22 protein-coding genes are annotated in these 23,369 nt (G+C 63.6%); 10 read left to right on the top strand and 12 right to left on the bottom strand.

Annotation, left to right across the window (positions count from 1 at the left end):
• Nucleotide 1: 1 nt before the first annotated feature.
• From P8T11_RS20375 to P8T11_RS20360, 4 genes are all read left to right on the top strand, one after another.
• Complete coding sequence (locus P8T11_RS20375) at nt 2-2,029, top strand: acetyl/propionyl/methylcrotonyl-CoA carboxylase subunit alpha (RefSeq protein WP_268080335.1); 2,028 nt, start codon at nt 2-4, stop codon at nt 2,027-2,029.
• Between the two features lie 93 nt (nt 2,030-2,122).
• Nucleotides 2,123-3,358, top strand: coding sequence for an MFS transporter (locus P8T11_RS20370; protein ID WP_268080336.1), 1,236 nt, complete (start codon nt 2,123-2,125; stop codon nt 3,356-3,358).
• Between the two features lie 37 nt (nt 3,359-3,395).
• Nucleotides 3,396-3,770 (top strand): glutaredoxin family protein, encoded by a 375-nt coding sequence (locus tag P8T11_RS20365; protein ID WP_268080337.1) that lies wholly within the window; start codon nt 3,396-3,398, stop codon nt 3,768-3,770.
• Nucleotides 3,771-4,210: 440 nt separating this feature from the next.
• Complete coding sequence (locus P8T11_RS20360; RefSeq protein WP_277549771.1) at nt 4,211-4,762, top strand: type 1 glutamine amidotransferase domain-containing protein; 552 nt, start codon at nt 4,211-4,213, stop codon at nt 4,760-4,762.
• A 66-nt stretch (nt 4,763-4,828) separates the two neighbouring features.
• Here the strand turns inward: P8T11_RS20360 and P8T11_RS20355 are convergent, their stop codons facing one another.
• The 4 genes from P8T11_RS20355 to P8T11_RS20340 form a co-directional block, all read right to left on the bottom strand.
• Nucleotides 4,829-5,458: an ABC transporter ATP-binding protein gene (locus tag P8T11_RS20355; protein ID WP_268080338.1), complete on the bottom strand. Its 630-nt coding sequence runs from the start codon at nt 5,456-5,458 to the stop codon at nt 4,829-4,831.
• Nucleotides 5,459-5,507: 49 nt separating this feature from the next.
• Entirely contained in the window at nt 5,508-5,981 is a 474-nt protein-coding gene (locus tag P8T11_RS20350; RefSeq protein ID WP_268080339.1) for a hypothetical protein, read from the bottom strand.
• Nucleotides 5,982-6,050: 69 nt separating this feature from the next.
• Entirely contained in the window at nt 6,051-7,571 is a 1,521-nt protein-coding gene (locus tag P8T11_RS20345) for a tripartite tricarboxylate transporter permease (RefSeq protein WP_268080340.1), read from the bottom strand.
• A gap of 3 nt (nt 7,572-7,574) precedes the next feature.
• On the bottom strand, nt 7,575-8,060 hold the full coding sequence (locus tag P8T11_RS20340) for a tripartite tricarboxylate transporter TctB family protein (protein WP_268080341.1): 486 nt from the start codon (nt 8,058-8,060) through the stop codon (nt 7,575-7,577).
• Between the two features lie 367 nt (nt 8,061-8,427).
• Here P8T11_RS20340 and P8T11_RS20335 point away from each other — a divergent pair, with 367 nt between their 5' ends.
• Nucleotides 8,428-9,816 carry an ATP-binding protein gene (locus tag P8T11_RS20335; protein WP_268080342.1) on the top strand — a complete coding sequence of 463 codons (1,389 nt, stop codon included), beginning with the start codon at nt 8,428-8,430 and terminating at the stop codon, nt 9,814-9,816.
• The gene (locus P8T11_RS20330; protein ID WP_268080343.1) at nt 9,813-11,138 is read left to right on the top strand and encodes a sigma-54-dependent transcriptional regulator; all 1,326 of its coding nucleotides are present in this window, start codon (nt 9,813-9,815) and stop codon (nt 11,136-11,138) included. Before P8T11_RS20335 ends, P8T11_RS20330 begins: the two co-directional genes overlap by 4 nt.
• On the opposite strand, the gene P8T11_RS20325 is transcribed toward P8T11_RS20330, so the two are convergent.
• Both P8T11_RS20325 and P8T11_RS20320 read right to left on the bottom strand, forming a co-directional pair.
• Nucleotides 11,108-13,882: a CheR family methyltransferase gene (locus P8T11_RS20325; protein WP_268080344.1), complete on the bottom strand. Its 2,775-nt coding sequence runs from the start codon at nt 13,880-13,882 to the stop codon at nt 11,108-11,110. The genes P8T11_RS20330 and P8T11_RS20325 overlap by 31 nt on opposite strands.
• 204 nt (nt 13,883-14,086) lie before the next feature.
• A complete protein-coding gene (locus P8T11_RS20320) occupies nt 14,087-14,560 on the bottom strand; it encodes an Lrp/AsnC family transcriptional regulator (RefSeq protein ID WP_268080345.1) in 474 nt (157 codons plus the stop codon).
• A 119-nt stretch (nt 14,561-14,679) separates the two neighbouring features.
• Here P8T11_RS20320 and P8T11_RS20315 point away from each other — a divergent pair, with 119 nt between their 5' ends.
• A complete protein-coding gene (locus tag P8T11_RS20315) occupies nt 14,680-15,300 on the top strand; it encodes a LysE family translocator (RefSeq protein WP_268080346.1) in 621 nt (206 codons plus the stop codon).
• Between the two features lie 24 nt (nt 15,301-15,324).
• On the opposite strand, the gene P8T11_RS20310 is transcribed toward P8T11_RS20315, so the two are convergent.
• The 3 genes from P8T11_RS20310 to P8T11_RS20300 are packed head-to-tail and all read right to left on the bottom strand — an operon-like array spanning nt 15,325 to nt 18,696.
• Nucleotides 15,325-15,729, bottom strand: a complete 405-nt coding sequence (locus tag P8T11_RS20310; protein ID WP_268080347.1) for a VOC family protein — start codon at nt 15,727-15,729, stop codon at nt 15,325-15,327.
• Nucleotides 15,726-16,280 carry a helix-turn-helix transcriptional regulator gene (locus P8T11_RS20305; RefSeq protein WP_418910325.1) on the bottom strand — a complete coding sequence of 185 codons (555 nt, stop codon included), beginning with the start codon at nt 16,278-16,280 and terminating at the stop codon, nt 15,726-15,728. The genes P8T11_RS20310 and P8T11_RS20305 overlap by 4 nt, the downstream gene beginning before the upstream one ends.
• Nucleotides 16,258-18,696 carry a mechanosensitive ion channel domain-containing protein gene (locus P8T11_RS20300; protein WP_268082311.1) on the bottom strand — a complete coding sequence of 813 codons (2,439 nt, stop codon included), beginning with the start codon at nt 18,694-18,696 and terminating at the stop codon, nt 16,258-16,260. The genes P8T11_RS20305 and P8T11_RS20300 overlap by 23 nt, the downstream gene beginning before the upstream one ends.
• A 422-nt stretch (nt 18,697-19,118) precedes the next feature.
• Here P8T11_RS20300 and P8T11_RS20295 point away from each other — a divergent pair, with 422 nt between their 5' ends.
• Both P8T11_RS20295 and P8T11_RS20290 read left to right on the top strand, forming a co-directional pair.
• Complete coding sequence (locus P8T11_RS20295) at nt 19,119-19,595, top strand: hypothetical protein (RefSeq protein ID WP_268080348.1); 477 nt, start codon at nt 19,119-19,121, stop codon at nt 19,593-19,595.
• Between the two features lie 51 nt (nt 19,596-19,646).
• The gene (locus P8T11_RS20290; RefSeq protein WP_268080349.1) at nt 19,647-20,060 is read left to right on the top strand and encodes an ASCH domain-containing protein; all 414 of its coding nucleotides are present in this window, start codon (nt 19,647-19,649) and stop codon (nt 20,058-20,060) included.
• Between the two features lie 60 nt (nt 20,061-20,120).
• Here P8T11_RS20290 and P8T11_RS20285 read toward each other — a convergent pair whose 3' ends face one another.
• Entirely contained in the window at nt 20,121-20,603 is a 483-nt protein-coding gene (locus P8T11_RS20285; RefSeq protein ID WP_268080350.1) for a cupin domain-containing protein, read from the bottom strand.
• A gap of 93 nt (nt 20,604-20,696) precedes the next feature.
• Nucleotides 20,697-21,527, bottom strand: coding sequence for an oxidoreductase (locus P8T11_RS20280; protein ID WP_268080351.1), 831 nt, complete (start codon nt 21,525-21,527; stop codon nt 20,697-20,699).
• A gap of 93 nt (nt 21,528-21,620) precedes the next feature.
• Here P8T11_RS20280 and P8T11_RS20275 point away from each other — a divergent pair, with 93 nt between their 5' ends.
• Nucleotides 21,621-22,592: an AraC family transcriptional regulator gene (locus P8T11_RS20275; protein WP_268080352.1), complete on the top strand. Its 972-nt coding sequence runs from the start codon at nt 21,621-21,623 to the stop codon at nt 22,590-22,592.
• A gap of 8 nt (nt 22,593-22,600) precedes the next feature.
• Here P8T11_RS20275 and P8T11_RS20270 read toward each other — a convergent pair whose 3' ends face one another.
• Nucleotides 22,601-23,167 carry a hypothetical protein gene (locus P8T11_RS20270; protein WP_268080353.1) on the bottom strand — a complete coding sequence of 189 codons (567 nt, stop codon included), beginning with the start codon at nt 23,165-23,167 and terminating at the stop codon, nt 22,601-22,603.
• Nucleotides 23,168-23,369 lie beyond the last annotated feature (202 nt).

Below are 23,369 nucleotides of genomic sequence, written 5' to 3'. Positions count from 1 at the left end.
CATGTTCGACACTTTGCTGATTGCCAATCGCGGCGAAATCGCCTGCCGCGTCGCCGCCACCGCCCGCCGCATGGGCATCCGCACCGTTGCCGTGTACTCGGACGCGGACGCCAACGCGCGCCACGTGGCCGCCTGCGATCAAGCCGTGTACATCGGCGGATCGGAACCGCGCGCCAGCTACCTGCGCGCCGACGCCATCCTGCAAGCCGCGCTGGATACCGGCGCGGGCGCCATCCACCCCGGCTACGGCTTCCTGTCGGAAAACGAAGCCTTTGCCGAAGCCGCTGAAAAGGCCGGCATTGCCTTCGTGGGCCCGCCGGCGTCCGCCATTGCCGCCATGGGCAGCAAGTCAGCCGCCAAGTCGCTGATGGATAAAGCCGGCGTGCCGCTGGTGCCCGGCTACCACGGCGACAATCAGGACCCGCAATTCCTGAAGACCCAGGCCGACGGCATCGGCTACCCCGTGCTGATCAAGGCCAGCGCGGGCGGCGGCGGCAAAGGCATGCGCGTGGTGGAATCGTCGGGCGCGTTCCTGGACGCGCTGGCCTCGTGCCAACGCGAAGCGGCATCCAGCTTTGGCGATGACCGCGTACTGATCGAACGCTATCTGCAAAAGCCGCGCCACATTGAAATCCAGGTGTTCGCGGACACCCAGGGCAATTGCGTCTACCTGTTCGAACGCGATTGCTCGGTGCAGCGCCGCCACCAGAAGGTGATCGAAGAAGCCCCCGCTCCCGGCATGACCGAAGAACGCCGCCGCGCCATGGGCGAAGCCGCCGTGGCCGCCGCGCGCGCCGTGGGCTATGTGGGCGCGGGCACGGTGGAGTTCATTGCCGAGCCGGACGGCCGCTTCTACTTCATGGAAATGAACACGCGTCTGCAAGTGGAACACCCGGTCACCGAAATGATCACGGGCCACGATCTGGTGGAATGGCAGTTGCGCGTGGCCGCCGGCCAGCCGCTGCCCGCGCGCCAGGAAGACCTGCGCATCAATGGCCACGCCATCGAAGCCCGCATCTACGCCGAGAACCCGGAAAAGGGCTTCCTGCCGTCGATCGGCACCCTGGCTTACCTGGGCCTGCCGCCGCACAGCGCGTTCACCAACGCCGACATCCGTGTGGATGGCGGTGTACGCACGGGTGACACGATCACGCCGTTCTATGACCCCATGATCGCCAAGTTGATCGTGCACGGCGCCGACCGCGACCAGGCCCGCGCCCGCATGCTGCAAGCGCTGGCGCAAACACAGGCCGTGGGCGTGCAGACCAACGTGGCGTTCCTGGCGCGTTTGATGAAAGACAGCGCCTTTGCCGCCGCCGATCTGGACACCGGCCTGATCGAACGCCAGCGCGCCACCTTGCTGCCCGAACCGCAAGCGGCCAACGCCGCCATGCTGGCGCTGGCCTCGGCCGCCGTGCTGGTGCGACAGGGCCTGGCGCAGCCCGGCGCGCAATCCCCGGTTAAAGGCCTCGCCGACCCCTGGGATGCGCGCGACGGCTGGCGCCTGGGCGGGCAGTACCAGCGTCACCTGCAATGGGTGGACAACGGCGAAACGCGCCGCGTTACCGTGGCTCGCCAAGGCGACGCATGGACGCTGGACGCCGGAACCGGTGCGCAACCATTCCTGTGGCGCTCGCATGCCAGCGCCAATCCCAATCTGGCCTACGGCCTGCGCATCACGCTGGCCGGCCATGAGCATGCCGGCACCGTCGTGTTGCATGCCGACCGCGCCCACGTCTTTGGCGACGACGGCGTACACGTGCTGGAGCTGTACGACCCCTTGGCGCATGCCCAGGACACCCAGGGCGAGCACGGCGGCGGCCTCACGGCCCCGATGCCGGGCAAGATCATCTCGATCTCGGTCAAGGCGGGCGACACCGTCGAGAAAGGGCAGCCGCTTTTGGTGATGGAAGCCATGAAGATGGAGCACACGATTTCGGCGCCTGCCGATGGCAAGGTCGAAGAAGTGTTCTATGGCGTGGGCGACCAGGTGACCGAAGGCGCGGAACTGGTGTCCATCGGGGCGTAGTGCCGCGCCGGCTGACGCTTTAGTTTCGCGTCAGCCGGCTGTCACTAGAATGTGCCTTCCGGCGCCGTCCGCGCGCCTGCTGTGCACGCCCTTATGCCTGCCCCCGCATCTCCCAGTCCGCTTACCCGCCCTCCTTTCCTGCACTTCCTGTTCGCCCGCGTCAGCGCATCCCTGGCGTTCCAGATCGTATCGGTAGCGGTGGGGTGGCAGATCTATGCGCTGTCCGGCAGCGCCATCGACCTGGGGCTGATCGGCCTGGCGCAATTCCTGCCCATGGCCGCGTTGACGCTGGTGGTGGGCCATGTGGCCGACCGCTACGACCGCCGCAAGATCGTTGCCGCCTGCATGGCACTGGAAACGCTTGCGACGCTGGTGCTGGCCATTGCCGCGCTGCACGGCGTAGGCGGCAAGACGCTGATCTACGCCACCATCATCATCATGAGTTCGGCGCGCGCCTTCGAAGCGCCCACCTTGTCTACGTTGATCCCCGCCGTTGTGCCGCGCGAATGGCTGCCGCGCGCCACGGCGTTGGCGTCATCGGGCGGGCAGATCGCACAAATTGCCGGCCCCGCGCTGGGCGGCATTGGCTACAGCCTGGGCGCCGGGTGGATCTATTGCGTGGCGGCGGCGTTGTACCTGACAGCGTTTGCGTCGATTGCCACGCTGATCATCGAGCGCGCCCCGCCGCGCAAGGAACCCACGACGTGGCGCACGTTGTTTGCCGGCATCACCTTCATTTTTCAGCGCCGCCTGCTGCTGGGCACCTTGTCGCTGGACCTGTTTGCGGTGCTGCTGGGCGGCGCAACGGCCTTGCTGCCCATCTTCGCCAAAGACATCCTGAACGCCGGCCCCTGGGCGCTGGGCGCCTTGCGCGCGGCCCCGGCTTGCGGCGCGGCGCTGATGTCGCTGACCCTGGCCCGGCTCAGCCTAGGCGAGCACGTGGGACGGTTGCTGTTCGGTTCCTTGATCCTGTTCGGGCTGGCGACGACGGTGTTCGGCCTGTCCACATCGATTCCCGTGTCGGTAGCGGCGCTGGTCGTGCTGGGCGCGGCGGACGCCGTCAGCGTAGTGGTGCGGTCGTCGCTGGTGCAATTGAATACGCCCGACCACATGCTGGGCCGCGTCAGCGCGGTGAACACGCTGTTTATCGGCGCGTCGAATCAGCTGGGCGAATTTGAATCCGGTCTGACGGCCGAGCTGTTCGGGGCCGTGCCGGCGGTGGTGATCGGCGGCATGGGCACGATAGCGGTCGCGGGTTTGTGGATGCGCTGGTTTCCGGAATTAAGGAAGCTGAGGACGCTGCAGGGCCAGGAATCGGCAAAAGAGTAGACTGACCGCCTCTTTCCTTTGTTTGAGTTGAACATCCATGTTTGTCAAAGCCTTGCGTGTCGGCCTGGGTCAACTGATCGTTCTTGGCGACGCGCTGACACGTCCGCGCCCGCAACAACGTTCAGCACAAGGCCAGGCCACGGTAAACGCGGAAGCCGCCGCGCTGTCGCTGTATCAGTTTCACGCCTGCCCGTTCTGCGTGAAGACGCGGCGCACCATGCATCGCTTGAACGTGCCCGTCACGCTGCACGACGCCAAGAACGATCCCCAGGCCCGTGAACAACTGCTGGCCGGCGGCGGCAAGGTCAAGGTGCCTTGCCTGCGTATCGAAGAAGCCGGCGGCGCGCGCTGGATGTATGAATCCAGCGAGATCATCGCCTACCTGGACAAGCGCTTCGCGGGCGTGGCTTGAGGCGGCGTGTGGGCGGGGGGGTGATGGGTTGCGCGCGCTGGTTATCGCGTTCTAGCAACGAACTTGCCGCGCTTCACCCATCCTACGAATGAAGGCCTTGCCCGTTGCACGAATGACGGCGTTGCCCGTTGTACGAATGTAGGCCTTGCCCGTTGTTCGAATGTAGGCCTTGTCCGTTGTTCGAATGTAGGCCTTGCCCGTTGACGCAGGGCCATGTTCAGGGATGCCGACTGCGCCCGGGTTGTTGCGGCTGTGTCCGTACGGCTGTGTCCGTAGGATGGGTGTAGCGCGCGCTGATCGTTGCAAGAACGCTACCGCATGCCGCGCGAAACCCATCTGCCTCTCCCCCTTCGGCATGCCACTTGCTGCACCGTAGCTTCGGCGAGCGCGCCCCGGCCCGCCGCGCATCGCTCGCACGGGGCCAAGCACAGGGAGCAATCATGGCAACACTCAACGAGGTAAACATCGCCATTCTGGCCGTCGATGGATTCGAACAGGTGGAACTGACCGGTCCGCGTGACCGGCTGCAAGCCGAAGGTGCCCGCACGGTACTGGTATCGGCGCGCAATGATCCGATCCTGGGCATGCATCACGACAAACCCGGCGACCGCTTTCCGGTGGATCTGATATTCGCGCAAGCCGAAGCCGAACCTTCGGTGTTCGACGGGCTGCTATTGCCCGGTGGCGTCGTCAACAGCGATGAAATCCGCATGCACCCCAAGGCGCAGGCGTTCGTGCGCGCCATGTTCGACGCCGGCAAGCCCGTGGCGGTCATCTGCCACGGCGCATGGCTGCTGGTGTCCTCAGGCGTAGTGCGCGATCGCACCATGACCAGTTGGCCGTCCTTGCGGGACGACCTGCGCAACGCGGGGGCCAACTGGGTGGATCAGGAAGTCGTGGTTGACGGCACGCTGGTGTCCAGCCGCAAGCCCGACGACATCCCGGCGTTCAGCAAGGCATTCATCGAGGTCCTGCAGGCATCCAAGCGCTGACGCGCGGGTTAGGCCAGGGCAGAGCCCATGTAATCGGAACGCCGGTTTGAACGGGGATCGGCCAGTTCAACCGAGGCGTGGCTGACGCAGGTCGGCAACGTTCAGCGTACGCGCGTTGCAGGCCTGCACCAGGTCGGGGTCATGGCTGGCGAACAGCACCACGCGGTCGCGCGCCCAGGTCATGAAAACCTCGGCCAACACCCCGCGCGCCTGGGCATCCAGGCCGCTGCTGGGGCCGTCCGCAACGACGACAGCCGGTGTGCCCAGCGCGGCTGCCGCCAGGTACACCTTGCGCCGCGACCCGGTCGACATCTGCTCGAAGCGCTTGTCCAGATGCGGCTCCAGCCCCAGGCGGAACGCCAGGTCCAGCACGCTATCGTCCAGGCTCACGTTCTTTTCGGCGGCGGCGTTCAGCAGGAATTCGCGCCCGGTCTGCGTGGGAAACGCCATGCAGTTATCCGGCACGTAGGCCAGACGGGCGCGGGCCTGCTGCGGCGCCTTGGCCAGTGAATGGCCGTCGATGCAGACGTCACCGCCATCCGGCGCGATCACGCCCGCGATGATGCCCAGCAAAGTGGATTTGCCGGTGCTGTCTTCTTCGCACAGCGCCATGCATCCAGGCTGGAACGTGTGGGTCAGGCCCTGGAATACAAGGTAGTCGCCGTAGCGCTTGCTGAGATTGTCGATGCGTAGCATGGCGGAAAGTTTAATCCATGCGCGGGCTTGCCGGACACGGAACGCCGGCTCAAACGCGCGCCACTTCCACCCAAAGCCGCGTCATGACAACGTGCTTGACCAGCTCGAACAGATGCGTGGGCGCGCTCGTCGGCACCAGCACACGCCGGATCAGGGCTTGCAGGTCCACGCGCAGGCACGCTTGCGACGCCCCCTGCCGCGTGGACAGGGTGCGCAGACGGACGCGGCTTTGCGTGGGCATGTCGATCTTCAGCTCGGCATGTTCAGGCGCCAAGACGGCGTCGCGTAGCGCTTCCACCGTGGTGCAGACGTAGACCGCGCCAGGGGCGCTGGATTCGCCTTCGATTCGGCGCTGCCATTCCTGCGTGCCGACCCACGCCGTACCAGCCCCTTGAGGGGACGCGTCCAAGCGCAGATGGCTGAATTCAAGCAGTTCAATCAGCTCAACAAAGGCCAACTCACGCACCACCGTCAACGCCCCGCGTGGCTCATCACCGCGTGGACCGCGCGCCCATTGCTTCACGACGCCCTCCCGTTAATCGACAGGGGGCTCACGAATGGCCCCCCGTTCAGCCCTGCCTGCGTGGCGTGATCAGGCCTGAGCCTGCGCCTGCTCCAGCGCGCGCACCTTCTTCCGGTTGCGCACCGTGGAGAACACCAGCCAGATGGCAAGTGCCGCGATGGCGTAGATGAAGCCCGCGCTGATCGGGCGGTCAACGAACACGCTCATGCTGCCCCGCGACAGCAACAAGGCGCGGCGGAAGTTCTCTTCAACCATGGGGCCCAGCACGAATCCCAGCAACAGCGGCGCGGGAGAAAAGCGCAGCTTCAGAAACAGATACCCCACCAGGCCAAGCATCAGCACCATGCCCACATCGAACAGGTTGTTGTTGGTGCTGTACACGCCGACGCAGACAAAGAACAGCGCGGACGGGAACAGATACTTGTAGGGCACCTTCAAGAGCCTTGCCCACATGCCGATCAAAGGCAGGTTCATCACCACCAGCATGACGTTGCCGATCCAGAAGCTGGCGATCAGCCCCCAGAACAAATCGGCGTGCTCGGTCACCATCTGCGGGCCAGGCTGGATGCCGTGAATGATCAGCGCGCCCAACATCAAGGCCATCACGGAGTCGCCGGGAATACCCAGGCTCATGGTCGGAATGAAGCTCGTCTGCGCGGCGGAATTGTTTGCCGCTTCGGGTCCCGCCACCCCTTCGATGGCGCCGTTGCCAAAGCGCTTCGGCGTCTTCGACACGCGCTTCTCAACTGCGTAGGACATGAACGAGGCGATGGTCGCCCCCGTTCCCGGCAGGATGCCCAGGACGGCGCCGATGGCGCTGCCACGCGCGATCGGCATGGCCGACTTCTTGATGTCGCCCGGTTCCGGACGTACCGACATCTTGGGGCCAGCGCCCACGGTCGTGGCCTTGCCGATGCGATTGACGTTGGCAAAGAAGTCCGCCAAGCCGAACAGGCCCATCGCCAGCGCAACCAACTGCACGCCATCGCTGAGCTCAATGACGCCGAAGGCATAGCGGATGGTGCCGGTGTTGACGTCGGTGCCCACCACGCCCAGCAGCAGCCCCAGAAACACCATGGCGATGCCCTTGATGGCCGAACCCTTCGCCAGGGTTGCCCCGGCGAACAGGCCCAGCATCATCATGGAAAAGTACTCCGCCGGCCCGAACTGAAACGCCACTTCAACCAGCAAGGGCGAGAACAGGATCATGATGACAATGCCCACGCTGGCGCCCACGAATGACGACATGACCAGCATGAACAAAGCGGATCCGGACTTGCCTTGCCGCGCCAGCGGATTGCCGTCCAGGCAGGTCACCGCATGGGACGGCGTGCCCGGCAGATTGAGCAGAATGCAGGTGATGCCGCCGCCGTACTGAGCACCGTAGTAAATGCCGGCCAGCATCATCAATGCGGCCACCGGCGTCATCGCGTAGGTGAGCGGAAGCAGGATGGAAATGGCGGCCAGCACGCCCATGCCCGGCAGCACGCCGATCATGTTGCCCATGAACACGCCGAACAGCGACCACAGCAGGTTCTCCCACTGCAGCGCCACGGAAAAGCCGTGCAATACGTTATCGAACAGATCCATGGCCTACCCCCAGCGCAGCATCGGGAACTGCAGTTGCAGCGCCCACGAGAACACAACCGCGCCGAACACCGTCATCGCAATGGCGAGAATGGCGGCGGATTTGATGGAATTCGACGTATCGCCCAGCGCCGACACGAACACCAGCGCAAAGGTGGCGGGCAGGAATCCCACGAAGCTGCCCAGGATGATGAAGAGCGCAATGCCCGCCGCGATGCAGGCCATGCCACGAATACGGTCGCGGCGCGACGGTTGCGGCAGATGCTCTTCGACCAGGTCTTCCTGCACCTCGTCGGGGTCCGGGCTAAGCGGAATCAGAATGCCCAACGCCACCAGAAAGCAGCCCACCATCATGGGGAAGTAGCCTGGCCCCATCCGGGCCAGTTCTCCAATGTTGTAGGACGTCGCTTCAAGAATGGTGAGCGCGCCGCAGAGTGCTATGAACGCACCTCCCCACAGATCGCGCTTTCTAGAGAATATGGTGCTGCCCACGGCTTGCTCCCCGGTTTGTTGTTGACCTGCTCCGGGCACACGACCGTGCATGCCGGAGGAGCGGGCACTTTAAGGAGGGCGCCTTCCAAACTGCTTTCACGCCAGGCCGACGACCCTACGGGATAACCATGAACGCGGTGTTCGGCTGCCGGCCCGCCTGAACACGAATGAACCATCGTGTTCAGGCGATGTTCACAAAAGTGAACATCCCGGCGCGGTCGCATGGCCTCACCCACAGTGCCGTGCCAAGCGACACTCATGGCTGGCACGAATTTTTCCCGAGCGACGCACGCTTTCCATTTTTTGCAAATCCGGCAGCCACATGTACCCAGGCATAATTCCGTTTTCGTGGTCCAGAAGCGCCGTCATGTTCCGCCTGTCTCTTACCTCGCGCATTCCGCTCGCGGTCTCCCTGCTTTTTCTTGTGATTTCCGCCGCGCTTATCTCCTTGGCGCTGCACGGCGTTTCCAGGCAGTTCGACAGGCAGATCGCCAACCTTGGCCAGGTGTATCTGGATGGCTTGTCGGCCGCGATCCTGCCGGCCGTGCGCGCGGCGGATACCGCGCAGATGGTCGACGTGCTGAATCGGGCGCTGGACACGCATCTGGGCGTGGTGGATCGGACGCTTGCCGTGGTAACGCCGGACCAGCATCTGCTTGCGCACGTGGCGCGCTATCCCGATGTGGAAGGCGTTCCCCTGGAAGCACTTGCCGCGCCGTCCGGCACCTTGATCAGCCCGCGCTCGGAAGGGGTGTGGACGTGGCGCCTGCTGGACAGCGATCAACCACGGCTGGGCACCTTGGTGGCCAACCTGGACGTCAGCGACTTTCATCGGCAGCGCAAGGAACTGGCGCTTGAGCTGGGCTTGCTGGGTCTGACCATCAGCCTGTTTGGCGCGGCGCTTTGCTTCGGCATGGCCAAGCGGCTGCAACGGCCCATCATTTCCTTGACCGAAGCCATGCGCGCCCGACCGCGGGAACGCCTTGCCACCCGGGAAATCCATACGGCCGACCCCGAGATCGCGGATCTGCTGTCGGCCTACAACGGCATGGTGGACAGCGCGCTGGAACGCGAGGCGCTTGCGGAACGCAATGCGCGCATCGAACGCGAAGCGGTGCTGGGCCGCATGTCGGCGGCGCTGGCCCACGAGGTACGCAACCCGCTGGGCGGCTTGCGTACGGCGGTGCAAACCTTGCGCCAATTCGGCGAACGCCCGGACGCCAGAAGTGAGTCACTGGATTTCATCGAACGCGGTGTGCAGGCGCTGCAAGCCGTGGTGGATGCCAGCCTACGCACGTTTCGCCCTGGCAACGCATGGCTGCGCCAGGAAGACATTGCCGACATCCGATTGATGGTGGACGCGCAGGCCGGCAAGGCGGGGGTTCGAGTACAACTGCATTGCGAAGGCATGCACGACGAGCAGCCCCTGACGCTGCCCGCCGGAGCGGTTCGGCAGGTGCTGCTTAATCTGGTGCTGAACGCAATTCAGGCCTCTCCGCCGGGCGATCTGGTGCTTGTGCTGGCACGGGCCCGGCGCGACGCGTTGACGCTGCACGTCGCTGACGGCGGTTCCGGCTTGCCGATCGCGGCGCGACGCGCGCTGGCTGGCCACCCATCCGAGGGCGACGGCATGGGGCTACGCATCGTCGCCGACCTGATAAGCACCCTGAAAGGCCGTCTGCGTGTGACGCGCGTTGAAAGCGGCACGCGCATCTCGGTGCGCCTGCCCTTCGCCACAGAGGAACCCTTGCCGTGAACGACATACAGGTACTGCTCATTGAAGATGATGCCTTGCTGGGCGCCGCGCTCTTGCAGCGCTTGCGCCTGGAAGGCATCTCGGCGCAATGGGTGCAAAGCTGCGCACAGGCTGTCGAGCTGTTCCGCCGAACGCGCATGCGGCCCGCGTTCCTGCTTGCCGATATCCGGCTGCCGGACGGATCAGGAGAAGATCTGTATCGCCGCCTGATTCCTTATCTGGCCCGCACTACCGTCGTCTTTGCCACGGCCTACGGAGACATTGCCCAGGCCGTGCGCCTGGTTGCCGCGGGCGCGAATGACTACTTGACCAAGCCCTATGACACCGATGCGCTGATCGTCCGCATACGGGCGCTCATCGCCACCCAGCCCGCCGGGGGCAACGCCGCGGTCCAGGACAACCCTTTCGCGCTTGACGCTGCCACGCACGATGTCGCGCAAGCGCTTGAGCGGTTTGCAGCCAGTGCGTTGCCGGTGCTCTTTGAAGGGGAAACCGGAACGGGCAAAGACCGTGCCGCAAGATACGTCCACGCGCGCTCGGCGTATTCAGCCGGCCCCTTCGTCGCGGTCAACTGCGCCACGCTGGCGCCGGACCTGGTCGAGAGCCTGTTGTTTGGTCATGCGAAGGGTGCCTTCAGCGGCGCCAGCGCAGCGCGGGATGGCCTGTTTTCCCAAGCGGCAGGCGGCACCCTGTATCTGGATGAAGTGGCCGAACTGACGCCCAGGGCGCAAGCCGCCCTGTTGCGCGTGCTGGAGAACGGCGAGTACCGGCCCTTGGGCGAGTCTTCCAGCCGGCAAACGCATTGCCGGATACTTGCCAGCACCTGCGCGGATCTGGAAGCGTCCATAGCGCAAGGAACATTTCGCGCCGATCTCTTCTATCGGCTTGCCGTGGCAAGAATTGCGACCACGCCGCTAAGAAGCCGGCCCGGCGCGATTGACCCGTTGGCCGGCACCTTGCTGGACGCGCTGCGCACGACGGCGACGAGCATCACGTTTTCGCCGGACGCCATGCAGGCAATGCGTGACCATGCCTGGCCTGGCAACATCCGGGAAATGAAGAACCGGATTGCGCGCGCCCTCGTCATGATGGAGGGCGCCACGCTTTGCGCCAGCGACCTGTTCCCCGAAAGACGGCTCGCGCAAAAGCCGGACCTGGCCACGACGCGCCTTGATGCCGAACAACGCGCCATCCAGCAAGCCATCTCCGAATCCGGCGGCCATATGGGGCTGGCGGCAAAGCGGCTTGGCATCTCGCGGACAACACTGTGGAAAAAGCTGCGCGCCGGCCGTCAGGAAGCCACGGAGTCCGAGCCCTCCTGACTGGCGCTTATGTCATCCAAGGGCATTTCAATCTGGCATGTGACTCCGCCCGGCTGGAAATTCAGGCGCGCCTTCCCGCGCATCACGGCATCCAGAGTCTGTTCGAGCAGTTCGCGGCCCTGGCCCGGATGCGCGGCTCCCACCACGGCTTGCACGATCGCGAACATATTGCGGGTGCGTCGTTGCAGGTCGGCGATTAAAAGGCGGTGGCGGCGCTCGACCTGGGTAATGTCGGTGATGTCGATAAACGTGACGACGACACCATCCACGCGATTGCCGGCGCCGTGGTGGGGCACGATGCGCAGCAAGTAGTGCTTTCCATCCAGCGGGCTGGCAATGCGGCGTTCGACGGGCCGATAGTCCGTATAGACGCGCTCGATATCGCTCGCAAACGCGGGCAGGTCGAAACGACTGGCCAAATCGATAATGGGTCGGCCGCAGTCGCTGGGCAAAATGTTGAACACGTCGCCTATCGCCGGTGTAAAGCTGCGGATGACCAGATTTCGGTCCAGGAACAGCGTCGCGATGGCGGCCTTTTCAAACAGGATATTCATGTCATTGTTGCAGCGGTCCAGCTCGTCGACCTTGCCATGCAGATCTTCGTTGGCGGTATGCAGCTCTTCGTTAAGCGAAAGCAGTTCTTCCTTGGAGGCTTCCAGCTCTTCGTTGGCCGATTGCAGCTCTTCGTTGACGGACAGCAGCTCTTCGTTGGACGCGCTCAATTCCTCGAGCGCGGCCTCGTATTCCTCAGCCATGGATTGCAGGCGTTCACGCGCTTGCAGCAGTTCGAATTCCAGGTGGCGGGCAGCGCCGTCTTGCCGTGCCTGCGCAGGGGAATGGGCGCCTGTGTCGCCCCCGACGCCGCACTGAAAGAACAGGACCAGATATCGCGTTTCAGAGTCTCGCTGCCAAGACAGCGGCTCGACCTCGAGTGCTACGCGCTGCAAGCGCCCTTCGTCGTCTTCAAAAGCCACGTCCTCGCGTCGCGCGCGCTTTCCCGTTTCTGCCGCCTCGTGCAGCAAGGCGCGCAGATCCGGCCGCAGGCCCTTGCGCGCCAGGGTCAGCACTTGATGGCTGGGCATTCCCATGTCGGCCTGCAAGAATTTGCCTGTGCCGTTCGAGTAATACAGCACGTCGCCGTCCCGATTGATCACCACATGCGCGGGGGCATGCCGGGTCAACACCTGGCGTTCGATCGCCGCGTGCAACGTCGCACCGACGGCCTCACCCGGGCGATGCATGAAACTGGGAAGGTTGGCGGCCTGCAACGGCCACGACGAAAAAGCCAGGCGGGGCGCAACCGCTGGGCCCGTGCGTCGTTGAAAGATTCCATGCTGGCGCTCAATGGCCTTGAACAGGCTGCCGACCTCGCTCACGTCTTCAGACGCGCCAAGCAGCAGATAGCCATTGGGCTGCAACGAATAATGGAACGTCGGGATGATCTGCTGTTGAATCTGGCGGTCGGAACAGATCAGCAGATTCCGGCAGGAAATAAGGTCGATCCGGGCGAAGGGCGGGTCGCGCACCACGCTGTGGGGCGCGAAGATGCACATGTCCCGCAGGTGCTTGTTCACCACATAGCCGTCGCCATCCGCAATAAAGTGGCGATCACGGCGTTCGCGCGACATCCCTTCAAGCCATTGGCCCGGGTATCTTGCCGCGCGCGCCGCAAGCAGCGCCCAGTCGTCGACATCGGTGGCGAACAAGCGCACGCGAGGCGTCACCGCCATGGTGTCCAAGTGTTCGCGCAAAAGAATGGCCAACGAATAGGCTTCTTCGCCGGTGGCGCAACCGGGCACCCAAATGCGCACGGTATCCGCCGCTCCGCGGCCTTGCAGCAATGCCGGAACAAGCAGCCGGTCGAGCACGTCGAACGCTGCGGGGTCCTGGAAGAAGTTCGTGCTGCCGACCGACAGATCGCGGACCAGCGCGATGGCCTCCTGAGGCCACTGGTTCAAATGGTCAATGTAGGCGTCAACCGTGCTGAGCTGCTTGATCTGCATGCGGCGCCGCACACGGCGCATGAACTCGCGGTCATTGTGGCCGCCGGGTTCGTGGCCATGGCTGGCGCGCAACAACTCACGGATCTTCCGGCATGACGCGCCCTGGCCGGCTGGGCCGCCGCCTTCGTGCGGATTGGGTCCCCCCTCGGTCGGTGCGGGTAAGCCCAGGCCAAGCTGGACCAGTTTTTGCCCCATCTGGTTGGCGGGCAGCACAAAATCGACCCAACCGCTGGCGATGGCGCTGGCCGGCATGTCGGGATTGATGGGGCCGTCCCCGTCCGTGGCTTGCGCCAGGGTGGTGCCGCCATATTCCTTGATGGCCTTGATGCCCAGCGTGCCGTCTGCATTGGCGCCGGACAACACCACGCCCGCTGCATAATCCAAGCAATCGCGCGCCAAGGCGGAAAAGAATAAATCAACAGGGCGGCGAACCGGCACACTCTCAGGGCGTTTGATCACGCGTAAACGCCGCTGGCCGATAGACATGAGGGTGTCGCGCGGCAGAAGATAAATGCAATTGGGTTCAAGCTGCTGATTATCAACGCCGACCATGACTGCCAGCGAGGTGTCGCGAGCGATGGCATCGAGCAACTGGCTTTCGTCGCTGGAACTTAGATGGGAAACCACCACGAAGGCCATGGCGGGGTTCGCGGGCATGCCGCGAAAAAACGCTTCAAATGCCTTGATTCCGCCAGCGGAAGCGCCAAGGGCCACGATGGGGAATTCCGTTCGGAGCATCATGTCCCTTTGGCCTGGCCGGCCAGGCAAACAGTATATTGGGCGCTACCTGCACGACAAGGGAGACGTCTAAACCGCTGTCGTCAACATTAGCACGGGCAAATACGCTTTGATACGGATTAATCCATAATGCGCAGATTAGTCCGATGGCTTTATCAGGCGACTAATACCCAATATAAACAATTCCCCATATCCCTAATAGCCGCATTACCGTTTTGCCGTGCCGGGCGGCACCAGCCCGCGACGCTCGATGGGGGTGGAAAAAATAATGGACGTACGTGTTTCCCCGTATGGATTAATCGTTCCGATAAAGCGTTCAAGATCCATCAAGCCCGTTGCGACAACCGTCATCAGATAGGAATCCGCCCCGGCCACATGGTGGCATTCAAGCACTTCGGGCGCATGGCGCAGCCGGTCAAGCAGCGCTTTCTTGCCCGGCTGGATTGCGGTGATACCGACTATCGCCTTCACCGGATAGCCCACTTTTGATGCATCGACCTCAAGCGTAAACCGTTGCGCAATGCCGGCATCCTGCAGCCGCTTGAGCCGCTCGGCCGTGGCCGCGACAGACAAGCCAGCGGCCTCGGCCAGGGTCTTCAAGGGCGCGCGCGCGTCAGCCTGCAGCGCGCGCAACAAGCGCCAGGCCACGTCGTCCAGTTCATTTTTATCTGTTCTTGCCATAACGCACCTTCGCCAGAAAATTGATGGCCAAATTTATCATCAGCAGGAAGAATGCACTGTATTGGGCCACATCGCGAACGGGATAATCAGTACTGATCAAACACTGACCCCGACGCGACATGCTCGACATCCAGCACTACGGCAGCTTTATTCTGGCCATCCTGGTATTCCAGGCCATTCCCGGTGCGGGCACCATCGCCATCCTTGACGCCACCGCGCGCCATGGCAAGGGCGCCGGCATGGCGGCGGTGCTGGGCACGATCGCGGGCGACTTCCTGTTCATGGTCGCCGCCGCCGCCGGCCTGGCCGCGATCATGCGGACGCATCCGATGGTCTTTCAAGGCCTGCAATGGGCCGGGGTCGCGTATCTTTTATGGCTGGGCGCGCAACTCATCCGCACACGCCCCGGTGCGCAAGAGCAGAAACGCGGACGCGATCGATCACCCTGGGTGTATTTCCGGCGGGCGTTCATGGTGAGCCTGACCAACCCCAAGGTGATCTTGTTCTTCGTCGCGTTCTTTCCCTTGTTTCTCAAACCGGCGGCATCCACTCTGACGCTGGCGGTCATGATGCTGCACGTGACCGTGCTTAGCCTGCTTTATCAAGGCGCGTTGGTGCTCATCGGCAACGCCGTGGCCTTGCGCCTTGCGACGTTTCCCGGAGCCCGGCGGCTGGCAACACGATTTGCGGGCCTGGCGCTGGTCGGACTTGGCATCCAGTTGGCCGCGGGTGTCGCTTAGCCGCTGCGGCGGACAGGCGGGATGCTAGCCCGCCTGGATCATCTTCCACCCGTTGCCGGCCGGGTCTCGGAACCCGGCATCGACGCTGCCGTAGCGGTCCGTGGGCTCCTGGGTGAACTCAACGCCCAGCGCCTGCAATCTGGCATAGGTGGCGCGGCAATCCGTCACCGACAACACCAGCGGCGGCATGGCGCCTTTGGCAACCATCGCGAGCAGGGTTTGCGCAGTGGCTTCGTCGTGGATGGGTGGGCCGGGCTTGAACAGGCCAAGCTGAAACGCGGGCTGGTCCGGATGCTGGATGGTCAGCCATCGGTAGGCACCATTGCGCACATCCGTGTGAACGCGAAAGCCGAGTTTTTCCACGTAGAACGCCAGCGCTTCGTCCTGATCATTCACGTACAAGCCGACAACATTGATACCTTCGTTCATGACTCCTCCTTGGTCGATTCGCGCAATGTAGCGGCGGCGGCGCGACGGCGCTTCTCCAAAACTGCGCTGTCCAGGTCGGGGCGCTGCGCAGCCTTGACCAAACAGGCAGGAACGCCGGCAAGCGCTGTCGGTCGGGCTTGGAGCTCGGCTTGAGCGTGGACGCGCATCCCGCCGGGGCTAAGGCCGGTGACGTCATGGAAGATTCGGCCGAAGGTGCCCAGACTCTGCCAACCGGTCTCGAACGCAATCTCCGTAATGCTCAGGTCGGTATCCCGCAGCAGGGCGGTGGCGCGTTCGATCCGGCGGGTGAGCAAATAGCGGTGCGGCGGCAGCCCGAAGGCGCGCTTGAACGAGCGCGCGAAATAGGCCTGCGACACACCACTGACCTCGGCCAGGCGGCTGATCGGCCAAGCCTCGCCGGAGGCTGCATCCATGCGGTCCTTGGCGCGCAAGAGGCGGCGCAGCAGCGCGGCATCCTCCAACGGGCGGGTCGAGCCGCTTGCCGATGCCTCGGCAAGCGGGCGCGAATCACGGGTTGCGCGGCTTGGCATAGGCATCCGGCGATTCCGAATCCGCGTCCGGCTCTTCGCGCGACTCCAACTCGTTGCCCAGCACTTCGGCAGCATCGTCGCCGCTGGTTTCCGGTTGCAGGCGGCGGCGGGTGTGTCCGGCAGCGCGGGCGTCCTCGCCTTCATCCGGGCGCTCGGTTTGCAGCGCCACGTTCGCCGCGGGCGCAAAGCCCCGCTTGTCCTGGCCGAAGTAGACGACCGTGTGCGGATAGGGCAGCTCGATGCCGGCGGCGTCGAAGTGCTTCTTCAACAAGCGGTTGTAGCCACGCTGCACGGCCCATTGCATGCCTGGCGTGGTCTTGATCAGGATGCGGATGGTCACGCCCTTGTCATTGACTGCCGTGACGCCCGCAATGGTGATCTCTTCCAGGATTTCCGGTCCCAGCACCGAGTCCGTCATCAGCTCGGCGAAGGCCGCGCGCAGATGCTCAATGGCATCGTCCACGCTTTCGCGATGCGCGATGGTGTACTCACCCAGGTGGTACGAGAAATCACGCATGTGGTTGGCCACCACATCCACCGACGAGAACGGCACCAGGTGGTAACCGCCGTCCAGCGTGCGTATGCCCACCGAGCGTATCGTCATCTTTTCAACCGTGCCGAACACGCCCGCGACTTGCACCACGTCGTTCTCGTTCATGCCGTTTTCCAGCTGGATGAAGACACCGGTGATGATGTCCTGCACCAGCTTCTGCGCGCCGAAACCGATCGCCAGGCCAACCACCCCGGCGCCCGCAATCAACGGCGCCACGTCGATACCGATTTGCGACAGCAGCACCATCAGCGTCATCGTCACAATGACGATCAAGGCAGCATTGCGAAACAGCGCCAGCAGCGTGCGCTCTCGCGCGGTCGGCATGCCGCGCCCTTCGCTTTGGCTGAGCCGGTGTTCGATGACGCTGGCAATTACTGTCCAGACCAGCGCCGCGATCAGCAACACAATGACGATGTTGAGCACCATCTTGATCGCCGCGCCCCCGGCATCCGATGCCAGCCAGCTGGAGAGGTCGAACGCATGCCAGGCGTCAAAGATGAGCAGCACCGCGACGATGCGGATGATCCATCCCAGCACTTTCAACAAGGCCGGCACATAGGCGTTGACGCGCGCCTCAAGCATCGGCAGTCGCCGCCGCAGGTCGGCCGACAAGGCAATGGGCTTGGCCAGTACGGTGTTCAGCAGCAGCACCAGCAGACTGCTCACGCCAATGACCAGCAAGGTCTGGGCAGTAGCGCGGGCCATGAAGGGCAGCGCGTTGGTCGGGTCGATCTGGCTGACCACCAGCAGGATGGTGAAGTACCCGATACCCAGCACGTGCCACACGCGCGACAGGAAATTCAGCCGCGACCCCATGAACGTGGTCGCATGGGCGGCACGGCGGCTAAGCCGTTCGCGCACCGAGTGGCGGTTATGCCAGATGACGCGCACCGCATACACGTACACCACCAGCATGATGAGCATATTGGCCAGGCGGCCCAGGGCGGGCGACAAGGTGGCCGAGATCACCGGGTCGATCAGCAGCGTGCCATAACCCGCCGCGGCAACCACGCGCACCAGCCAGCCGTTCCAGTACTTGGCCAATTCGTCTTCCATGGGCAGCAGGCGCAGATGCGGATGCCGCACGGCGAATACGGTGCGGACCAGCACCTTGACGATTTCCACCGCCACGAAAGCCTGCAGAAATACCGCCGCCAGCGTGTCCAGCGCGCCGCGCCCCGGCGTGCCCCACAGCGCCGCCGCGCCGCCCGCCATGGCCGCCAGCAGGACCACGCCCGCATCGATGGCTACCGCCCCGATAATGGCGCCGCCGCGCCGAATGAGCACCCGCATTGGGGCCGGTACGCCGCGCTGCGGCGATGGGTTGACCGCTGCGCCCGCGCCCTGATGCGCCACCCAACGATCGATGCGGGTGTAGATCAGCATGGCGATCATGCGCAACAGAAGGAAGGCAACGATAGTGGCCACTGCGGCCAGCGCCAAGGGCATCAAGGCCTGGCCTGCCGTGCCGCTGTCCATCCGCAGGTTGCGCCCCGAGGCCAGCGCGCGCATGTCGTCCACGCCCTGGCCGAGGTCGGCGGCAACGCCGGTCAGGAAACGCTGCACGCCATCGGCCATGCGCGCCTGCAAGCCGGGGACGCCGGCGTCTTGTTTGGCTTCAGCGGCTTTGGCGGCTTCGCCTGATTTTGCCGCCGCAGACTGGCTAGCGGGGTCCGCCTTGGTGCCTGACGCCTGCGCTCGCAACTCGTCCACCAGCGCCTTGCGCGCCTCGGGATTTTCCAGCAGGTCGGCCAGCGCCGCTGGGGTCAGCGCCGAAGAGGAAGCGGCGGGTTCCTTGGCTTGCAGCAGGGGCATGGCGGCCGTGGCGGGCGCTTGCCACAGCATCGACAGGCAACTCAGCATCACCGCCAGCAGCAGGGCCGCCAGCCAGGGTCTTTCTCGTCGGCGCCGCCAGAGACTGGCGGCATGGTTGCGGAACAGGTAAGACGCGGATGCTGTCGTTGCGGATCGAACCACTAATAAATCTCCTAGGCGATCAGGGTAAAAATCGCGGCGCGATCGCGGTGGGGACGCCGGCAATGTACAAATGATATCGCCCATGGTGCCGTCCCCCAGCACGGCCCGCCACGTTCCCCGATCCGCAACGCCAGGTTTCAGACTGCATCAGGGCATCAGGAATTGCAGTCTGACACCCGATTAACACCGATTAACACCCGATTAATTGCCATCCGCACCGTCTGCCGACATCGTCAGATTAGTGTGTCGGATTAATGTGTCAGACTGCATTTTCTGACCAAATCTTAACGACATCCTTATTGCTGACGATGGCGCATCCACCTGAACCGTATCTTCCCCGCCGCATTGCCTATATCGACACCTGGCAGGACGCCGGCCATGCGATCAAGGTCTACGGCATGCATCGCGACGCGGATGGAGTTGAACCCATCCTTTCCGAACCCGCCATCGCCTCGGCGCGTGCCGCCGTGCTTGACGTACTGCATCAACATGCCGACGACGAACGTAGCCACGGCCTTGGCTTCTGCATTGCCCACGTTGGCGACGAGGCCGTGTGGCTGCTGGTGGATTGGTGGATCACAGGCGGCATTCTGTGCCAGCGCATGCTGTCAGCGCCGCTTTCCCAGCCCGATGCTTTTACGCCGGTCAACGCTCCGGCATTGGCCTGCGTATGGGAATTGGTCGTAACCACGCATGAACGCAACGCCTGGGTTCGGCATATGCTGACGGCCCAGCCCGACGCGCGCGCTTATCTTGCAGACGTCCTTCCGGCAGGGCGGTATTGAAATGCCTGTCCTCCGCCTGACGCTTCATCCCTCATCCCTCATCCCCTTCCCATGACCAAACCAAGCATCAAGCCGCCCGCCCCCTACGAAGACGCCGTGACGTTTCAGTTCGGCGATTCGCCCGAACTCGCCGACGAACTACTCGCGCTGGTGCTCGCGGGCACGAAGACGGCCACTTGCGGCGCGCTGCATCACTTCGACGACGAAGAACCCGTACCGCAAGCGGGCCGGCGCGATGTCGTGCTGGATGGCCAGGGCCGCCCCGCCTGCGTCATCGAAACCACCGGTGTGTTGATCCAGCGCTTTGACCAGGTAGACGAAGCCTTTGCGCTGGCGGAAGGCGAGGGCCCGTACCCCGTCTGGCGCGACGCGCACATTGCCTACTTCGAGCGCAACGGCGGGTATGCGCCGGACATGATGCTGGTGTGCGAACGCTTCCGCGTCGTCGAGGTCTTTGCGCGATAGCGGCTATGTGACTGCTGGCGCACGCCGTTCGGCGATGGCGTCATACCGTTTCAGACGCACTCAGTCCGGCTTCCCGTCATGGTCGCCCAGCGGCCTGGTGGGCCAGTCTGCCCAGCGGTTCACGCGGGTACGTTCGTACGCTTCGTTGAGCGGGAAGCGCACAAGGTTGTCGGCGCGTGTCGGTTCGCCGACCACCATCAACCTGACTTCGTCCTGCGTGTTGTTGATGAAGGTATGGCAGATGCCGGTGCCAGCGGGAAACGCAACGGAATCCCCTTCGCCGATGGAATGCAGCACGCCGTCGATCCAGACATCGGGCTTGCCTTGAAGCACGAAGACGTATTCCTGCTCGGTGCTTTCGGCGTGCGGATATGAGGTACGTCGACCGGGCAGCAGCCTGACGTGATGAATGCCGATGCGAGTGATGCCGAGCGCCGCGGAGAGCGGCGCGTCCAGCGCCATGGGTTCGGTATCGCCCTGGTAGGAATGCGCGTCGGGGGTTTCAAGTTCGGTCCAGTGCTTGATGAATTCCGGTCGGCTCATCGGCGGTTCTCCAGGTTGTTCCTGTGAAGGGATGTGTGGATTGCAGTCTGACACCTGAACCCTGAACCGCCAAATTCCGTCGCCAATCCGCCTTCAACCATCCGTCGACACCGTAGTCGCCTCCCACTCTCGAAACTCGCCTTCCAATGCGGCAAGCTTGGATCGCACCAGCATCAACGCATCGCTGCCCAGCAACAAATGTGCCGGAGGATTGTCGGCGTCGATCGCGGTAAGCATCGCACGGGCGGCCTTTACCGGGTCGCCAAGCTGCTTGCCGCTTTTCTCTTCGCGCGCCTGCCGGATCGGGTCGAAGATGACGTCGTAGTCCGGAATGGAACGCGGGGTGCGCGTCATTGAACGGCCGGCCCAGTCGGTACGGAACGAACCCGGCGCCACGGCGGTGACGGCGATACCCAAGGGTTTGACCTCTTTGCCGAGGCTTTCCGAAATGCCTTCCAGCGCGAATTTGCTGCCGCAGTAATAGGCGATTCCCGGCATGGTGAGGTGTCCGCCCATCGACGTGATGTTCAGGATGTGGCCACGTCGTCGCGCGCGCATGAAGGGCAGCACGGCCTTCATCATGGCGACGGCGCCGAACACGTTCACGTCGAACTGTCGGCGCATTTCCGAGAGCGACGATTCTTCCAGCACGCCCTCGTGCCCATAGCCAGCGTTGTTGACCAGGACGTCGACAGGTCCGACGCTGGTTTCGATTTCGGATACGACGTCGTCAATGCGGTCGAAGTGAGTGACGTCCAGGATGCGTCCATGGGCCGCTTCGGAAAGCGATTCGAAATCGCGCTTTGCCTCTGCGCTTCTTACCGTGCCCACCACCGTGTGACCGGCGGCCAGCGCTTCTTGCGCAAGCGCGCGGCCGAATCCGCTGCTGACTCCGGTGATCAGAAATATCTTGCTCAACGCCATGATGCGTCTCCAGAATACGAAAGAGAGACTGCATACTATTCTTGCGGTAGACGACTTATCAGCCCGAATTCGCTGAATTTCTTGCATAAAGCTATGAGCCATGACTACACCCCGGATCAGGATTCGACCACGCTGCCCGATACGCGGAAGCACACGGTCGCGCTGCTGCGCGACTTGGCGCCCACGGAAGGCTATAACCTGACCGCACTGCCCAGCGTACGTATCCTGCGTTCCGACCGCGCGCTTTCGCGTACCCCTGTTTTGTATGACCCAGGCATTGTGATCGTGTGCCAAGGGCGTAAGCGCGGCTACTTTGGCGGGCAGCTGTACCAGTACGACGCGGATCATTATCTTGCCGTCTCGGTGCCGGTTCCGTTCAGCATGGAAACCGATGCAACACCCGCACACCCGTTGCTGGCGCTGTATCTGCATCTTGATTTCACGGTGGCTGCCGAGCTGGCCGCGCAGATCGGCAACGCAGGCATGGGCGATGGGGCAGACGTGCCGCAGAGCATGATGTCGACGCGGATGGACGACAGGATGCATGCCTCCGTTCTGCGCTTTCTTGAAGCCATGCACCAGCCAATCGAAGCCGCCGTGCTGGGACCGGGCCTGCTGCGCGAACTGTACTTCCGCGTGCTGACCGGGCCACAGGGGGGCGCGCTGCGCGAGGCGTTGGCGATGCGAGGACAGTTCGGCAGGATAGGGATGTCGCTACGGCAGATTCATGCCGACTACGCCGAACCGCTTGATGTGGCGCAGCTTGCCAATAAGGCGGGCATGAGCGTGCCCAGCTTCCACAGCCATTTCAAGGCGATTACACAGCTGTCGCCGATGCAATACGTGAAGTCGACGCGGCTGCATCAGGCCAGGCTGTTGATGGTGCGCCAGGACTTGACGGCGGAAGCGGCGGGCCACGCCGTGGGCTACACGAGCGCATCGCAATTCAGCCGGGAATTCAAGCGGCTTTTTGGCTTGACGCCCGCGGCCGAGGCGAAGCGCATGCGTGAAAGTTTCGCGATTCCGGCGTCGTTTGCGGACGCCACGTATGTGTCGTCGCACTGACGTCGTGGCTAGAGCCTATCCAGGCGCTTGGGGTTGAACGCCCACTGATGGGTGTTGTTCTCCGTGCATTGGATGACGGTCTTGAGGTGTCGACTGGGGCCGATGTCCTTCAACTTGATCTCGCCGTCACATACCGGGCAGTCTCCACCCAAGGTGGTGAGATAGACCTGTCCCGCCTTGTCGGCTTCGAAGTTGAACAGGCCCACCAAGCGGACGAAGCCCTTGCGCATCAGGCCACGGCCGACCAGGAATGCGATACCGCTTGGAACGACCAGCCAGAACCACCAGACGCCCCATCTGAAGGCCATCTCGCCGATTGTCATCAGCACGCCAGCCGCGCCAAGCGCCGTGAGCCAACCCCGCTTGATTGGGCGGCCGGCCAGCGTCAGGGGAACGACATCGGTTCGAACGAGTTGCGGCTCATCCCAGCCGCCTTCCTTGGATAGCGGCTTTTTCGGCTCGTTCCAGCCGCCCTCTTTGGGTAGCGGCTGTTGCGGCTGAGGCGCGGGAAACGTTTGATCGGTATTGAAGTCGCCAAGGGGCGGAAGTTTGCTGGGCTCGGAAAAGCCGGACAAGGTCTTGGTGCATTCGTCGCAAAGACGGCCACGGCCGCGATACGCGGCTCCACAAGTTTCGCAATGCACGCGCGCTTCCTCGCGAATGATGACAACGACCAAAAGAATACAACTGATTGGAGGGGGGCTATCTGAGGCAGGCGACGGGGCGCTTGGACGGCGTGTTCGTCCGGCAAGCATTTCCGTACACTTTACGTTCCAC

This window comes from Achromobacter spanius (genome assembly GCF_029637605.1).
In the GTDB taxonomy this organism is placed as follows: domain Bacteria; phylum Pseudomonadota; class Gammaproteobacteria; order Burkholderiales; family Burkholderiaceae_B; genus Achromobacter; species Achromobacter spanius_E.
Note: the sequence above shows the minus strand (reverse complement) of the source record. Positions and strands in the feature narration are given on the sequence as shown.

What these genes read in the sequence shown, in the direction of transcription:
- P8T11_RS20375 (WP_268080335.1), top strand. Translation starts at nt 2, where the DNA reads ATGTTCGACACTTTGCTGATTGCCAATCGCGGCGAAATCGCCTGCCGC.
- P8T11_RS20370 (WP_268080336.1), top strand. Translation starts at nt 2,123, where the DNA reads ATGCCTGCCCCCGCATCTCCCAGTCCGCTTACCCGCCCTCCTTTCCTG.
- P8T11_RS20365 (WP_268080337.1), top strand. Translation starts at nt 3,396, where the DNA reads ATGTTTGTCAAAGCCTTGCGTGTCGGCCTGGGTCAACTGATCGTTCTT.
- P8T11_RS20360 (WP_277549771.1), top strand. Translation starts at nt 4,211, where the DNA reads ATGGCAACACTCAACGAGGTAAACATCGCCATTCTGGCCGTCGATGGA.
- P8T11_RS20355 (WP_268080338.1), bottom strand. Translation starts at nt 5,458, where the DNA reads ATGCTACGCATCGACAATCTCAGCAAGCGCTACGGCGACTACCTTGTA.
- P8T11_RS20345 (WP_268080340.1), bottom strand. Translation starts at nt 7,571, where the DNA reads ATGGATCTGTTCGATAACGTATTGCACGGCTTTTCCGTGGCGCTGCAG.
- P8T11_RS20335 (WP_268080342.1), top strand. Translation starts at nt 8,428, where the DNA reads ATGTTCCGCCTGTCTCTTACCTCGCGCATTCCGCTCGCGGTCTCCCTG.
- P8T11_RS20325 (WP_268080344.1), bottom strand. Translation starts at nt 13,882, where the DNA reads ATGATGCTCCGAACGGAATTCCCCATCGTGGCCCTTGGCGCTTCCGCT.
- P8T11_RS20320 (WP_268080345.1), bottom strand. Translation starts at nt 14,560, where the DNA reads ATGGCAAGAACAGATAAAAATGAACTGGACGACGTGGCCTGGCGCTTG.
- P8T11_RS20315 (WP_268080346.1), top strand. Translation starts at nt 14,680, where the DNA reads ATGCTCGACATCCAGCACTACGGCAGCTTTATTCTGGCCATCCTGGTA.
- P8T11_RS20310 (WP_268080347.1), bottom strand. Translation starts at nt 15,729, where the DNA reads ATGAACGAAGGTATCAATGTTGTCGGCTTGTACGTGAATGATCAGGAC.
- P8T11_RS20305 (WP_418910325.1), bottom strand. Translation starts at nt 16,280, where the DNA reads ATGCCAAGCCGCGCAACCCGTGATTCGCGCCCGCTTGCCGAGGCATCG.
- P8T11_RS20300 (WP_268082311.1), bottom strand. Translation starts at nt 18,696, where the DNA reads ATGCTGAGTTGCCTGTCGATGCTGTGGCAAGCGCCCGCCACGGCCGCC.
- P8T11_RS20295 (WP_268080348.1), top strand. Translation starts at nt 19,119, where the DNA reads ATGGCGCATCCACCTGAACCGTATCTTCCCCGCCGCATTGCCTATATC.
- P8T11_RS20290 (WP_268080349.1), top strand. Translation starts at nt 19,647, where the DNA reads ATGACCAAACCAAGCATCAAGCCGCCCGCCCCCTACGAAGACGCCGTG.
- P8T11_RS20285 (WP_268080350.1), bottom strand. Translation starts at nt 20,603, where the DNA reads ATGAGCCGACCGGAATTCATCAAGCACTGGACCGAACTTGAAACCCCC.
- P8T11_RS20280 (WP_268080351.1), bottom strand. Translation starts at nt 21,527, where the DNA reads ATGGCGTTGAGCAAGATATTTCTGATCACCGGAGTCAGCAGCGGATTC.
- P8T11_RS20275 (WP_268080352.1), top strand. Translation starts at nt 21,621, where the DNA reads ATGAGCCATGACTACACCCCGGATCAGGATTCGACCACGCTGCCCGAT.